Source organism: Mycoplasmopsis cricetuli ATCC 35279 (assembly GCF_000526955.1).
Classification (GTDB): domain Bacteria; phylum Bacillota_I; class Bacilli_A; order Mycoplasmatales; family Metamycoplasmataceae; genus Mycoplasmopsis; species Mycoplasmopsis cricetuli.
The window spans coordinates 22535-37595 of record NZ_JAHB01000001.1 but is presented as its reverse complement, the minus strand read 5'-3'; the positions used below and the strand labels follow the sequence as shown (position 1 = coordinate 37595).

The window sequence follows — 15061 nt, the reverse complement described above, 5'->3', positions numbered from 1 at the left end:
TTTTATAAGGATAACAATAAAAATGAATAAAATTAGAACAAGATATGCACCAAGTCCAACAGGATATTTACATATTGGAGGAGCAAGAACAGCATTGTTTAATTATCTTTTTGCTAAACATTTTAATGGAGAATTTATATTTCGTTTAGAAGATACTGATGTAAAAAGAAATGTTGAAAATGGCGAAAAATCACAACTTGAAAATTTAGAATGACTTGGAATAATTCCTGATGAAAGCCCTTTAAAACCTAATTTAAAGTACGGAAAATATCGTCAATCTGAAAAATTATCTCGCTATTATGAAGTTGTTAATTGATTGCTTGAAAAGGGTTTTGCATATAAAGCATATGATACAAGTGAAGAATTAGAACTTCAAAAAAAAGAATCAGATGAAAAAGGAATTTCATCATTTAAATACAATCAAAATTGATTAAAAATTTCTCCTGATGAACAATTAAAAAGAGAACAATTAAAACAATATTCAATTCGTTTAAAAATGCCTAAAAATGTTAATTTATCTTGAAATGATATTGTTAGAGGAGAAATTCATTTTAATTCTTCTGAAATAGCTGACTGAGTTATTTTAAAATCAGATGGGTTTCCTACATATAATTTTGCTGTTGTTGTTGATGATTATGATATGAAAATTTCACATGTCTTACGTGGAGAGGAACATATTGGTAATACTCCAAAACAATTAGTTATTTATAATTATTTAGGTTGAGAACCTCCTAAATTTGGTCATTTAACTATTATCACTAATATGGAAGGAAAAAAACTTTCCAAGAGAGATTTAACTTTAAAGCAATTTATTGAAGATTATAAAAATGAAGGCTATATGCCTGAAGGTATTTTCAATTTTTTAGCACTTCTTGGTTGAACTAGTGAAGATGCAAAAGAAATAATGTTTCATCAAGAGTTAATTAAAAAATTTGATTATCAAAGATTATCAAAATCTCCTTCAAAATTTGATATTGATAAAATGAACTGATTTTCAAAACAATATTTTAAGTTAAAAAACTTCTCAGAAATTGAAAAAATGCTTGATTTAAAAATTAATAAAAATTCAAATTGAATTGAGATTTTTATTAATACTTTTAAAGAAAGCTGTTCAACATTAAAAGATTTAAAGAATCAATTAAATAATTATTTATTTCCAAAAATTGAAAAAATTATTTTTAACCAAGAACAAATTTTAATAATTAATGAATTTATTAAAAATTTAAAAAATCAAAAATTTAATATCGAAACAATTCAACAGGCAATAAATGCAACATCACAAAATATTGGTGTTAAAGGAAAAAAATTATTTATGCCAATAAGACTAGCCAGCACAAATTCTGAACATGGACCCGAACTTGCTAAAGCAATATATTTATATGGATCAGATGTAATACATGAAAGGTTAAAACAATATGAAAATTAAATTTCAATCACACACATTACAAAATGGCAAGGAAAATAACATTGAATTTACTTCAAATGGTGAATTTATTTTTGAAAATGGATTTGATATTATTACATTTACCGAACCAACATATAACATTTCAAATCGAATTGAAATATCATCTAAAAGAATAAATATTTTTGCTGGACCTACAACTTTATATTTAATTTTAGATAAAAATCAAAGCGCTTTAAATTTATTTGAAAAACATGTTGGGACAGGTTCTGTTAAAACAGGAACAAATCAAGAATTTGAAGTATTTACTCAAATTTTGGACCATCAATTTAAAACAGGTAAACAATACTTTTTTTCATATGAATTATTTCAAAAAGTTAATTCAGAAAAAAATGTTATTGGAAAATTTGACATTACTTTAACATTAGAATAAAGTCTATTTTTTGTTTTTTTGTTTTCTTAAATAAGTATATTTTAAACATTTTATAATATAATAAAAATATGTTTAATATTGGAGTTGATATAACACAAATTAGTCGTTTTCATAATAAAAAAATCACTTTTGCTCAAAAGATTTTAGGAAAAAAAGAATTATTGGAATATCAAAATTTAACTTGTAAAGATCAAGCATTATTTTTAGCAAGAGCATGAGCTATTAAAGAGGCAATTTATAAAGCAGATAACAGTTATAGCAATTATCATAAAATTGATTTAGTTAAATCAAATAATAAATGAACATTTGAAAATTTTAATATATCAATTTCACATGAAAATGATTTATTAGTAGCATTTGTAATTAAAAATATTTAAATCTGAGGTAATAATGATAAAAATAACTATTAGTCCAATTTTTAAAAAAATATTTTTTTGATTTCCTTGACTTTTTAGAGTTAAAAAAATTATGTCAATGTATCGTAAATATAAAAAAGATCCAGAATCACTTGGGGCCCAATTTAGAAATGATTATTTTGTTAAATTAAGCAAAAAAATTTTGAATATTTACAATATTGATTTAGAGATTATAGGTTTTGATAACATTCCTAAAAATGGACCACTAGTTTTAACACCAAATCATAAATCAAATATAGATGCAGTTGCTTTAATTGCAGCCCTTGAAAAACAATCTTTTGAACAGGGAACAAAAAATAGAATTGTTAATTTTTTAGCAAAAGAAGAGTTAAATAAAAAATTTCTTTTAAAAAGAATTATGTTTTTAAAAGACACTATCACTCTTGATCGTTCAAATTTTCGTGATAGTTTATTAAAACTTAAAGAATTTGGAGAATTTATTAAACAAAATGGAAATATTGGAGTTATTTTTCCTGAAGGTACTAGAATTAAAGAAGAAAAATTAGGCGAATTTAAAAGTGGTCCATTCAAAGTTGCTGCTAATTTGTATTTACCAATTGTACCAGTTGCAATTATAAATTCATCAAGAGCCTTTGAAAAGAAAAGACCTAAAAGATTAAAAATTACAATATCATTTTTAAAACCAATCAAGCCAATTAATTTTTTAAGCCAAGATAGCAAAGCAATTGCAAATCGCATAAAAAACTTAATTCAAGAGGAAATAGATAAATATAATGTTAATTAATGCAAGTGATTATAGTTTTAAGCTTAATAAATTTGATGGACCTTTAGATTTACTTCTTACACTTGTTAAAGATAAAAAAATTAGTATTTTTGAAGTTGATGTAGTAGAACTTGCAACTCAGTATTTAAAAATTATTTGACATTTAAAAGAACATGAAATTGATATTGCAGGTGAATATTTATTAATGGCAGCAACTTTGATTCAATTAAAAGCTAAAATGGTATTGCAAGAACCTAATTATATTGAAGAAGTTGAACAAGAAAAAGAAAATTTAATTAAACAACTAGTGGAGTATCAACAATTTAAAGAAATTAAAGAAACACTCAAAAATTATCAAAAAGAACGCGAAGATATTTTTATTAAAAAACCAAGTAATATTGATAATTTTTTAGTTGATTCAGATGATTCTAGACTAGATGGCTATTCAAATCCAGTCAAATTAATTACTACCTTAAGAAAAATGTTTGAAAGAGTTTATGCGCAAAAGTTAAGAACTACTAAATTAGATACCATTAAATTAACTCCAACTGATCAATTCCCATTTATTAAAAAATTATTAAAAGAAAATGAAATTATTACTTTTGAACAAGTTTTTAATCAACCTACAATTAGTCATTTTGTAATTACATTGCTTGCTTTGCTTGATTTAGCTCGTCAACAGCAATTAATTATTATTCAAAAAAAACAATTTGGTGATATTTTTATAAAAAAAGGAAGTGAATTTAATGAAAAATAAAATTTTAGAAGCCTTATTATACATTCAAGGTGATGATGGATTATCACTTGAGCAAGTTAAAGAAATTTTTTCACTAAATACTATTTCAGAAGCAAAAAAAGTTATGGATGATTTTCATCGTGATTTTAATTCTGAAGATCGAGGTTTAAAGGTGATGGTATTTGATACAGTTTATAAATTAGCTACTCGAGAAACAATAAAAGATTACATCACTAAAATGGTTTCAGTTGTAAAAAAACAAAGACTTTCAAATGCAGCAATTGAGGTAGCTGGAATCATTGCTTATAAGCAACCAATCACTAAAAGTCAAATTAATAAAATTAGAAATTCATCATCAGAACAAGTGGTAAATACTTTACTAGTAAAAGGTATTGTTGAAGAAGTTGGAATTTCGCCAACTCCAGGAAATCCAGTATTATATGGGGTTACAAATAAGTTTTATGACCATTTTAAAATAAGAACTATGCGTGATTTACCTAAAATTAATGATTTTAATTATATTGAAGGGGTTGAAAACGAACAAACTGATTTTGATTTATTTACAAGCCAAAGAGAAGATTAATCTTTGGTTGTATTTTTTTAACAAGGAGTTAAATGTTTGAAATTTATGCAACTAAAAATGATGCTACAAGAACTTTGTACAAAGTGATTCAAAAATATTTAAGTGAAGTTCCCTTAAGCAAAATTGAGCAATTATTTCGTAAAAAAGACATTAAAGTTAATGGGCGCCGCATAGCAACAAAAAATTATAAAGTAATTGAAAATGACCATATTATCATTTATGGAATTGTCAATATTAGTTTGAAAGAAAATAAAAAATTTGAATATAAAAATGAACTTTCAATAATTTATGAAGATGAAAATATTTTGGTTGTTAATAAAAAAACAGGCATTGCAGTGCATGGCTATGAAAATTGTTTAGATAATTTAGTTTTAGGATACTTAAACTATCAAAAAATTGACAGTTTTATTCCAAGTCATGTTGGTCGTCTGGATAAAGATACCAGTGGGATAATGATTTATGGAAAAAATTATTTAACTATTAAAAGCTTAAATCAAGCACAAAAATATTTCATTAAAAAGTATCAATTTTTAAGTGATTTTATTCCAAATAATAACAAAATTAATTTGTATTTTTATCAAGATAGCAAATTAAAAAAAAATAAAGTGAGTTCAAAGCCAGTTGCAAATTCTAAAATAGGGACAACTTTGTTTTATATGGAAAATAAAAAGAAAATTGCACAAATTTTAAATGGACGTAAACATCAAATTCGTTTAACCTTAAAATATTTAAATAAACCAATTTATGGTGATAAAAAATATGGAGGTAAAATAGCGCCAAGATTAATGCTCCATTCATATTATTTAAAACTTAATAATCTACCAAATGAATTAAATTATTTAAATAACATGGAATTTTGATGTCCAATTAAATGATAAAAGGAAAATTATGAAACAAATAACAAAAGAAAAACTTAAAAATATTGTTAGTTCATTAATGTTAGAACCAAAGGAAGAAATTTTAGATAATATTATCGAAAATTGAAATCAAATTCAAAAAGAACTTAAAAAATTAGATTTACTTGATTTAAACAATGTAAAACCAATGGTGCATATTGATGAAACAACATTTGTTGATTTTTTTCGTGAAGATGAAATAGATGAATCATTTTCAATTTCTAAAGTTGATCTTTTAAAAAATGCTTCTCAAAAAGACCAAGATTACATTATTACAACTAAGGTGGTCAAATAATGAATTCAAAATTAAAAATATTAGGTGATTTTAAAGCTGCTAGTTTAAATTTAAAAAACAATTTAAATAATTCACTGGCAGAGTTAGTCTCTTATAACAAAATTGGGAATGGAATTTTAAATGATGCAGTTTTTACTTTAAAAGATGTTTATGCAACCAGTTCTGGAAAAACTAGATCATCATCACTTATTTTAGATAACTTTGAACCATCATATAATGCTACTGTTGTTGAGAAGCTGCTTGCTCAAGGTGCTGTGATGGTGGCTAAAGTAAACAATGATGAATTAGCACTTGGAGGAACAGGAAAACATAGTGCTTATGGAATGATTGTCAATCCAAAAGATCCAACACGTTTAGTTGGCGGCAGTTCAAGTGGTTCAGCTGCAACTTTTGATCAAAATATTTCTTTTGCTATTGGAAGTGATACAGGAGATAGTGTACGCTTACCAGCTTCATACAATGGAATTGTTGGTTTTAAACCTTCATATGGAGCCATTTCACGATATGGTTTGTTTGCTTATACTTCTTCACTTGATACAGTTGCTTATTTTACTCACAATGTTAATGATTCATTTTATGTTTCGAAAGCTCTTTTTGGAATTGATTCTAAAGATATGACTTCAAAAGAAGTTGCTATGAAAAAACTTGAAAAAACAAAACCTAAAACAGTTATTGCTTTTGATTTTTCTCAATTTTGTGATGAGGAAGTTAATCAATCATTTACTAATACAATTAAATTAATGAAACAACAAGATATTGATGTAAAAATTATTCAACCCAACCTAGATATTTTAAGAGCAATAAAACCAGTTTATCAAATTGTTAGTTTTTCTGAAGCTTCATCAAATCTATCAAATTTAACTGGAATTGGATTTGGTGTAAGAGAATCTGGAAATGACTATCAAGAAATTATGACCAATACAAGAAGCGCTAAATTTGGACAAATGGTAAGTGAACGACTTTCACTTGGAAGTTATTTTTTATATCAAGAAAATCAAGAAGAAATTTTTTTAAAGGCACTAAAAGCAAGAAGAGTAATTAAAGATTATTTATCTGATTTACACAATCAATGTGATGTTTTAATTTATCCTTCATTTGGTTCAATTGCCCCTAAAATTAATGAAATTAAATCTCATGATGTGGTAGATTATATTTTAACTGGAGCAAATTTAGTTGGAAATCCATCAATTTCAATTCCACTAGGAAAAAAGAATAACTTACCTTTTAATTTAGAAATTGATGCTAAATTATATGATGATAATAAGTTATTAAACTATGCACTATACATTGAAGAATTATTAGGGGGAATGAATGAATAACTTTGAAACTATTATTGGAATTGAAATTCATGTTGAGCTAAAAACAAAAACTAAAATGTTTTCACCAGCAAAAATTGATTTTAATGCCCCACCAAATACATGTGCTAATCAAATTGATTTAGGTTATCCAGGAACATTACCTCTTCTTAATAAAAATGCAGTTAAATTTGCCATTGCATTAGCTAAGGCGCTTAATATGAAAATTGATGATGTGCTTCATTTTGATCGAAAAAATTATTTTTATCCTGATTTACCCAAAGGATATCAAATTACTCAGTATTTTCGACCAATTGGAAGCGATGGAACAATTGAAATTAAAACTTCACAAGGAAAAAAACAAATCGCAATTGAACGAATTCATCTTGAAGAAGATACTGCAAAGCAAATTCATGAAAACGGAATCACTAAGTTAGATTACAATCGTGCTGGAGTTCCTTTAATTGAAATTGTATCTTATCCAGTAATAAATAATGCAGAAGAAGCTGTTGCTTATATTGATATGATTAAAAAAACAGTTTTATGTTTAGAAATTTCTGATGGAAAATTAGAAGAAGGTTCACTTAGAGCTGATATTAATATTTCGCTTAGACCTTGAGGATCTAAAATTTTTGGAACAAAAGTTGAAATTAAAAACATGAATTCACTATCAAATGTAAAAAAAGCCATTGAATATGAAATTAAACTACAATCTGAAAAACTTTTAAAACAGATTCCAATTTTGCAAGAAACTAAAAGATTTGATGATCAAAACAATATTAATGTAGCAATGAGAGTAAAAACTGGCACAGTTGACTATAAATATTTTCCTGAACCAAATATTCCATTTATTAAACTTTCAAAAGAATTTATTGATTCAGTAGTTATTAATGAATTACCTTTGCAAAAAGAACAAAGATATAAAAATAGTAAAATTCAAGATGTTTACATTCAAAGTTTAATTGATGATTTGGAACTTGCTAAGTATTTTGATTCAATAAATTATTTTGATAAAGAAAAATTATCTAAAGTTTTTTTTGCTGAAATCGTTTCACTTGCAAATTTAAAAAAAATTCATCCAACTAAATTAAATATTAAATCTGAAAACATAACTCAAGTATTGCAGATGTTAGATCAAGGAATTATTTCTGGAAAATCATTAAAAAAATTAGTTCCATTATTAGTTGATTTTTCTGAAACAAAATTAGATTTTTTACTTGAAAAATATAATTTAAAACAAATTTCAGATCCAGAAATTATTAAAAATGAAATTGTAAAAATAGTTAACCAAAATGAAAAGTTAGTAAGTGAATACTTAAATCGTCCTGAAAGAGTTTTAAAATTTGTACTAGGAAATTTGATGAAAATAACAAATGGTCAAGCTAATCCAATTTTAAGTGATCAAATTTCAAAAGAAGTATTGGATGCTAAATTTAGACAATAATATAAAGTGAAATAAAATCACTTACAAAAAATTATTGTGACTTAGATATAGACGATGAAGATATCGATATTGATCAGTTAATTTAATTTGAGATGACCCATTAAAATATCTTGGATTGTGATCAAATTTTATTTTAAAATCAATTATTACATTATTTTGTTGGTTTTTAACTTTTTCATTTTCACGTTCATACAAATGATTAATTTCTGAAAATAAAAATAAGGAAATATTTCATAAATACAATAAAAAAAGACAAGCAGTTGTTGAAATTGTTTTTCAAAAATTTCGTACTAATGAGTTTAATTTTACTTGATTGACAATTGCTTTTTACTTTTTAATTTCATTTGTTCCAATTATTTTTATTGTTTCAAATTTACATTTTTTAGTTGGATATGCATATTTTGGACCTGAATCAGAAGAAAAATCAATACTTAATAATTGATTTATTTCTGGAACATTAAATAATTTTTTACCTGACATTAAGCAATATGCTAATTCTATTTCGCTTGTTGAATTTGATAATTCCACTTCAAATTTTCTAGTGTTTTTTAGAAGATTTTTCATTTTTATTGCAACTTTATGATTTGCTTCAACTGGATATGGTAAATTAGTTTCTGCAGTTAACTATATGTATGATCATGAAAAAAGCGGAACTTATTTAGGAAATAGATTAAAAGGATTAGGATTAGTGTTACTAGTATCTGTTTTATTTTGATTATTTTCACTTGGATATACATTAATTAATTATTTATTTTTAGAATACAATGAATTTTTAAAAGTATCAGTAACAACTTTTTCAAAGGCTATTTTTGGAATTTTTGTATTTGTTTTTTTGTATTTTTTATTTTTATTTTTATTTAAGTTATGCCCATCATTTACAATTAAATTTCGCCATATTAATCGAGGAATTTTATTTGCAGCCATTCCCAATGCCATTTTTGTAATTATCTTTTCTTTGTGAATTGGTGACTTTCTTAATTATGATAAATATGGAAGTATTGGATTTGTATTAACACTTGCTTTTTTTATTACATGATTTGTTAATTTGATGTTTTTAGGCATTTTATTTAATCAAGCATACTACAAATCATTTCACAATCAACGCACATACAATCGTGGATCAAGTATTTATTATCTTTATTAAAAATTAAAATTTAGTAAAATATTAAAATACATATATTATTATTGAAAATATAAGGAAATTATCTATGATAAAAAATAAAATTGAAAAAGAAAATCTAAAATTAAACATTTTTGTTTCAATTAGTTTTGATGAATTTAGCAAAAAAATTGAACAAGAAATTGATAATGCAATGAAAAAAGTTAAAGTTCCTGGTTTTAGACCTGGAAAAGCACCTAAAAATAAATTACTTGAAAGAGTTAATATCAGTGAAATTAACAATAAAGTTATATTTTATTTTGGAAATGCTAACTATTCTAAAGCATTAAATGAAGCATTGAAAATAGCAAAGGAACAAAATTTAAAATTAGCTGGAGTCAAACCTGTTGTTGATATAGATAATTCAGATAAAGATCAAGATAAAAAAGAAAAAAAAGATATAGTTTTAGTTTATTCATTTGCATTATTATTCAATTTTGATGAAGTTTCATTAGAAAAAATCAAAGTTGAATGAACTCCTGTTGAATTTTCAAAAACAGATATTGAAACTGAATTAAAAAGAATTACCACTAAAAATGAAGATGTAGAAAAATTTGAAAAAGGTAGCAAAGAAAAAGCAAAACTTGATGATATTGTTAACATTGATTTTAAAGGATTTATTGGTAATGAACCTTTTGAAGGTGGGGAAGCTGAAGGATATGATCTTAAATTAGGATCTGGTTCATTTATTGCAGGTTTTGAAGATCAACTTGTTGGGAAAAAAGCTGGTGATAAAATTGAGGTAAAAGTTGTTTTTCCTTCAAATTATTATGTTGAAGATTTTAAAAACAAAGATGCTGTTTTTAATGTAACTATAAATTCCATTTCACGCGCTAAAAATTTTGAACTTGATGATAAATTCATTCAAGAACTAAAACTTAATGGCATAACAACAGTTGAAGATTTTAAATTATTTACAAAAGAAAAAGGAATGATCAATAAATTTGATGCAAACATTAACAAATTTATTGATGATGTTATTAATGAAATAATTAATATTACTAATTTTGATGTTTCTAAAGAAATAGTTGAATATAAATTAAAAGAATTAAATAAAAATTTTACTGACTCATTAAAATCTCTGGGTGTTAAAAAACATGAATATTTAAACTTGATTAAATCAAATGAACAAAAACTTCAAAGTGAATTATTAGTGGCTGCTCAAACACAGTCAAAAACAATTATTGTTCAAGATTATATATATAGTAAATTTAAGCAAAATGAAAACAAAAAAGATGAATTTAAAAATCTTGAATTTAAATTTTCTTCAATTAATGAAAAAGACAAAAATACTATTTTAGAAAAAAAAGATCTAGCAATTAATTTAGCACAACAAATTAATAAAAAACTTGTTCAAGAAATTGAAAATGATTTTAAAAAACTTATTAAATAATATAACAAAAAGTACAAACATTTTTAGTTTGTACTTTTTGTTTTTAAAATAAATATCAAAAATTTAGAAAAAATTAAATAACAAAATTAGGAGCATTTTCAAAGGAAATACTTGAATTTTGTAAAAGATATTCATTAATTTTAGAATAATCAAAACCTTTAAAACCATTAATAAATATGTTTTTTGTTTCTAAAATTATTTTTTTATTTTTTAGATCTATAATGTTAATATCTACAATAATAGAACCAGCAGTTTCATTATTTGTTCTTATATTTTTAAATTTAACATTTAGTGGAACTAAATTATTATTATCTTCAAAATCAAATAAAAAGCTATTATAAACAAGAGTTGTTAAAATTTCAATTCATCTCAAAGGATTGTTTAAATATTGATTATCAAGAAAGTTGAATGCATCAAACTCTTTCATTGAAAAACCATTTCATAATATTTTGTTGTTTTGATTTTGATATATAAAGTAGCTAATTATTTTTTTTAAATTAACTTTAGTAAATTCTTCTAAAGATAATTGAGATTTAAATTCCATTTTATTGCTATTTTTGTTTAAAAATTTTTTAAAATTAGCAAGAGTATATTTATTTTCAAAATTAAATTTTAAATTATTTTCTAAATAATATCCATCAAAAATATGTCTATGTGAATTCAAGTCAATTGAATATCATTTAAAATTTGAATAATTTTCATTAATAAAAATTGGCAAAATAGTTTGTGAATTTAAAAATAAATTATTATTTAATTTCAATGTTTTATCTAAATCAATTGTAAAATTTTGTTCAAAATGTAAATTTGGTATTGTAATTTTAGTTAATTCTTTAAAATTATAAAGCAAACTAGCAAAGCCTTTAGTTGTAGTGTATTTATACAATGAGTTACCTTCAACTAAATCTTCAACTGAATTAATTAAAAGAGGATTTTTTTTAAAACTTAAATTTGGTTCTTTAAATATTTCATTAAAAAAAGGGATTTCTTCATTAATGTCCAAATCAAATTGACGTGGCCAAGTCTTTTTATTATTATAATTTTTGAAATTAGGTAAAACAAATTTAGTTTGTTTATAATTTTTATATATATCATTTCCTAATTTATCAAGCATTTGAATTCAAATTGATTCATCATCTAAAACATTTATTTTAAAACGTTCAAATTCTTTGATTTTAAAAGCTTTAAAATAAAAATTTAATGCAATTTCAAGGTATTGAATTTGTTCTTTATTATTTTTTCATCCTTGAAAGCGAATATTATCAAAATCAATTCAGTTAGGCAAAATTTTGTTAAATATTTTTTTATTAGTGTAAATATCAAAAATAGCAATTTGAATATTAGGAATAAAGTCTGATTTTGGAAATTTTGATTTTTTAAGATTTTTTATGTAATTTTTTGAGTACAAATTTTTCAAATCATTAATATTAAATTGACTGTTATCATAAAATGAATCAATGTCAGAAAAACCATTATTATTTGTAATATTGAAATTTTTATAAGTAATAAAATTATTTTTCTTTTTTTGAATTATAAAATTTACTTTATTTTTGTCAAGATTATCTATTTTCTTATTATTTACAGTAAAAAAATTTGAATTGTAAATAATATACTTAAGTTGTTCCTGATTAAATGAGTAATCAAAAAAATCAGAATTATACACATATTCTGTTTGTTGAATTTGATTTTTATTGCATGATACAGAAAATAAAATTACCACTGGAATTATGCTAAGCAAAAAAATTTTTTTTAAATTCATATTTGTCTTTTCAAAATAAATATATTTAATTTTACTTTATTTTTAATAAAAAATAATTTAAGTAATAAAAAAAGAGATTTTTCAAAATCTCTTATTAAAATTCAATTTTAATAATGGTGCGCGAGGAGGGACTTGAACCCTCATGCTATAAGCACTAGAGCCTAAATCTAGCGTGTCTGCCAATTTCACCACCCGCGCTCATTTTTCTTTTAAAAAAAGAAATAAAAAAAGCACTAAGCAATGCTTGGTGCCGTCTATAGGACTCGAACCTACGACCTACTGATTACAAGTCAGTTGCTCTACCAACTGAGCTAAGACGGCGATGGTGGAGAATAAGGGACTCGAACCCATGACATTCGCCTTGTAAGGGCGACGCTCTCCCAACTGAGCTAATTCTCCATAATGGCAGTCTGTACGGGGATCGAACCCGTGAATGCATGGATGAAAACCATGTGTGTTAACCGCTTCACCAACAGACCATAAATGGCGCCGATTATTGGGATTGAACCAACGACCAACTGGTTAACAGCCAGCTGCTCTACCGCTGAGCTAAATCGGCAAATGTATTCAGCTTAATAATTATAGCATTAAAATAAATTATTTAAAATATTTTAAATTATTTTTTTTAAGACTTTTATAACATTTGTTATTTATTATTATTATTAACATTATAATGTTATCAAGAAAATTAATTTTATAAATTTTTTAAAAAATAATTTTATGCAAAATTAAAAATGCTTTTAGATTTAATTTTATTATTTTAATATAATAAGTACAATAAATTAAAAATCTTACTTACATAAATTAAAGGAGATATTTGCTTATGATAATAAAAGGAATTGGAGCATCACAAGGTGTAGCTATTGCCAAAGCATTTAAAATTGATGAAATTAAATTAGATTATAACAAATCAACAACTAATCCAGAAGCATCAATTAAAGATTATGAAAAAGCTCGCACTCAAGTATTAATTCAAATTGATAAGGCTAAAGAATTAGCCACCGATCCAGAACATACAGGAATTTTTGAAGCACACAAAAACTTTGTAACTGATGAGTATGCTATTCAATCAGTGACTGATTTAATTAAAAACGAAAACTACTCAGCAGAATATGCAATTGAAATTTTTTATAAACAATTTGCTGAAATGCTTATGGGTCTTGATGAATATATGCAAGAGAGAGTAGCTGATGTTTATGATGTTTCAAAAAAATTAATTTATGCTCTTTTAGGAATTAAAGAAATTGATTTAACTTCAATTAATGAAGAAGTGATTATTGTTGCTGAAGATCTTTCTCCATCACAAACAGTCCAATTAAATAAAAAATATGTTAAAGGCTTTGTAACTAATATTGGAGGAACTACTTCTCATACTGCTATTATGGCGCGAAGCTTAGGCATTCCTTCAGTTGTTGGTACTAATGTGATTTTGAAAGAAACTAAAAATAATGATTTATTAGCTCTAGATGGTTCAAAAGGAATTGTTGTTATTAATCCTTCTGAAAAAGAAATAGCAGATTTTAAAAATCAAGAAATAAAATTTCAAAAATATTTAGAAAATTTAAAAAAACTCAAAGGAAAAGAATCTAAAACTCTTGATGGACATCATATTGAGATTGCTGCTAATATTGGAACTTCAAAAGATTTAGAATCAGTGTTAAAAAATGATGCTGAAGCAGTCGGACTTTTTAGGTCTGAATTTCTTTATATGGATAATGAAAATTGACCAACTGAAGAAGAGCAATTCAAGGCATATAAAACTGTAGTTTTGGGAATGAAAGGAAAAAAAGTTGTTGTTCGTACTTTAGATATTGGAGGAGACAAAATTTTAAAATATTTTAAATTTCCAACTGAAATGAATCCATTTTTAGGATATCGAGCAATTAGATTTTGCTTGCAAAATCTTGATATTTTTAAAACTCAATTAAGAGCTTTAATTCGTGCTAGTGAATTTGGGAAAATTGCTATTATGTTTCCAATGATTACCAATGTTGCTGAATTTTTAGAAGCTAAAGCCATTTATGATCAAACTTATGAAGAGGTTAAAATAAATCATCCAAATATTGCTTCAAAAAGTGATATTGAAGTTGGTTTAATGATGGAAACACCAGCTGCAGCAGTTCTTTCAGATAAGTTTTGTAAATATGCTGATTTTGTTTCAATTGGAACAAATGATTTAATTCAATATTCAATGGCAGCTGATAGAATGAATGAAAGCATTTCATATTTATATCAACCTTTAAACCCTTCAATTTTAAAATTAATTAAATTAGTTATAGATGGCGCACATAAACATGGTAAATGAGCTGGAATGTGTGGAGAAATGGCAGGAGATCCTCAAGCTTTACCAATTTTATTAGGACTTGGACTTGATGAATTTTCAATGTCAGCTTCAAGTGTTCTTGTTTCAAGAGAATTAGTGCGTTCTTTAAATTTTAAAAAGGCTCAAAAATTAGCTCAACAAGCTTTAGAACTTGATACAGAACAACAAGTTAAAGAATTAATTACTAAATTTGGAATTAAATAAAA

14 protein-coding genes and 5 tRNA genes are annotated in these 15061 nt (G+C 24.6%); 13 read left to right on the top strand and 6 right to left on the bottom strand.

The genetic code is table 4. The features are described 5' to 3' along the window. The first annotated feature begins 22 nt into the window (after positions 1-22). The 12 genes from gltX to tig all read left to right on the top strand — a co-directional run bounded on the left by gltX (position 23) and on the right by tig (position 10776). Entirely contained in the window at positions 23-1426 is a 1404-nt protein-coding gene (gene gltX, locus U744_RS0100235; RefSeq protein WP_025755118.1) for a glutamate--tRNA ligase, read from the top strand. Then, positions 1416-1835 (top strand): DUF1934 family protein, encoded by a 420-nt coding sequence (locus U744_RS0100230; protein WP_025755117.1) that lies wholly within the window; start codon positions 1416-1418, stop codon positions 1833-1835. Before gltX ends, U744_RS0100230 begins: the two co-directional genes overlap by 11 nt. 68 nt (positions 1836-1903) lie before the next feature. Further along, positions 1904-2212, top strand: a complete 309-nt coding sequence (locus tag U744_RS0100225; RefSeq protein WP_025755116.1) for a 4'-phosphopantetheinyl transferase superfamily protein — start codon at positions 1904-1906, stop codon at positions 2210-2212. A gap of 13 nt (positions 2213-2225) precedes the next feature. Continuing rightward, positions 2226-2996 carry a lysophospholipid acyltransferase family protein gene (locus U744_RS0100220; protein WP_036431582.1) on the top strand — a complete coding sequence of 257 codons (771 nt, stop codon included), beginning with the start codon at positions 2226-2228 and terminating at the stop codon, positions 2994-2996. Beyond that, the gene (locus U744_RS0100215) at positions 2986-3732 is read left to right on the top strand and encodes a segregation/condensation protein A (protein ID WP_025755114.1); all 747 of its coding nucleotides are present in this window, start codon (positions 2986-2988) and stop codon (positions 3730-3732) included. The genes U744_RS0100220 and U744_RS0100215 overlap by 11 nt, the downstream gene beginning before the upstream one ends. Continuing rightward, the gene (gene scpB / locus U744_RS0100210; protein ID WP_025755113.1) at positions 3722-4294 is read left to right on the top strand and encodes an SMC-Scp complex subunit ScpB; all 573 of its coding nucleotides are present in this window, start codon (positions 3722-3724) and stop codon (positions 4292-4294) included. Before U744_RS0100215 ends, scpB begins: the two co-directional genes overlap by 11 nt. 32 nt (positions 4295-4326) lie before the next feature. Continuing rightward, positions 4327-5172: a pseudouridine synthase gene (locus U744_RS0100205; protein ID WP_025755112.1), complete on the top strand. Its 846-nt coding sequence runs from the start codon at positions 4327-4329 to the stop codon at positions 5170-5172. A gap of 10 nt (positions 5173-5182) precedes the next feature. After that, positions 5183-5485, top strand: coding sequence for an Asp-tRNA(Asn)/Glu-tRNA(Gln) amidotransferase subunit GatC (locus U744_RS0100200; protein WP_025755111.1), 303 nt, complete (start codon positions 5183-5185; stop codon positions 5483-5485). Beyond that, positions 5485-6804 (top strand): amidase family protein, encoded by a 1320-nt coding sequence (locus U744_RS0100195; protein ID WP_025755110.1) that lies wholly within the window; start codon positions 5485-5487, stop codon positions 6802-6804. The genes U744_RS0100200 and U744_RS0100195 overlap by 1 nt, the downstream gene beginning before the upstream one ends. After that, positions 6797-8224 carry an Asp-tRNA(Asn)/Glu-tRNA(Gln) amidotransferase subunit GatB gene (gene gatB / locus U744_RS0100190; protein WP_025755109.1) on the top strand — a complete coding sequence of 476 codons (1428 nt, stop codon included), beginning with the start codon at positions 6797-6799 and terminating at the stop codon, positions 8222-8224. Before U744_RS0100195 ends, gatB begins: the two co-directional genes overlap by 8 nt. After that, on the top strand, positions 8205-9368 hold the full coding sequence (locus U744_RS0100185; protein WP_025755108.1) for a YhjD/YihY/BrkB family envelope integrity protein: 1164 nt from the start codon (positions 8205-8207) through the stop codon (positions 9366-9368). The genes gatB and U744_RS0100185 overlap by 20 nt, the downstream gene beginning before the upstream one ends. A gap of 64 nt (positions 9369-9432) precedes the next feature. Further along, complete coding sequence (gene tig / locus U744_RS0100180) at positions 9433-10776, top strand: trigger factor (RefSeq protein ID WP_025755107.1); 1344 nt, start codon at positions 9433-9435, stop codon at positions 10774-10776. 73 nt (positions 10777-10849) lie between these two features. On the opposite strand, the gene U744_RS0100175 is transcribed toward tig, so the two are convergent. The 6 genes from U744_RS0100175 to U744_RS0100150 form a co-directional block, all read right to left on the bottom strand. Next, entirely contained in the window at positions 10850-12532 is a 1683-nt protein-coding gene (locus tag U744_RS0100175; RefSeq protein WP_025755106.1) for an MAG3240 family lipoprotein, read from the bottom strand. Positions 12533-12646: 114 nt separating this feature from the next. Continuing rightward, a tRNA-Leu gene (locus tag U744_RS0100170) sits at positions 12647-12730 on the bottom strand. A gap of 47 nt (positions 12731-12777) precedes the next feature. Beyond that, positions 12778-12853 (bottom strand) — tRNA-Thr (locus tag U744_RS0100165). A 2-nt stretch (positions 12854-12855) separates the two neighbouring features. After that, positions 12856-12931, bottom strand: a tRNA-Val gene (locus tag U744_RS0100160). A gap of 4 nt (positions 12932-12935) precedes the next feature. Beyond that, positions 12936-13011: transfer RNA gene (locus U744_RS0100155), tRNA-Glu, on the bottom strand. Between the two features lie 5 nt (positions 13012-13016). Beyond that, a tRNA-Asn gene (locus tag U744_RS0100150) sits at positions 13017-13091 on the bottom strand. Positions 13092-13355: 264 nt separating this feature from the next. Here U744_RS0100150 and ptsP point away from each other — a divergent pair. Then, positions 13356-15059 (top strand): phosphoenolpyruvate--protein phosphotransferase, encoded by a 1704-nt coding sequence (ptsP, locus tag U744_RS0100145; RefSeq protein ID WP_025755105.1) that lies wholly within the window; start codon positions 13356-13358, stop codon positions 15057-15059. The last annotated feature ends 2 nt before the right edge of the window (positions 15060-15061 follow it).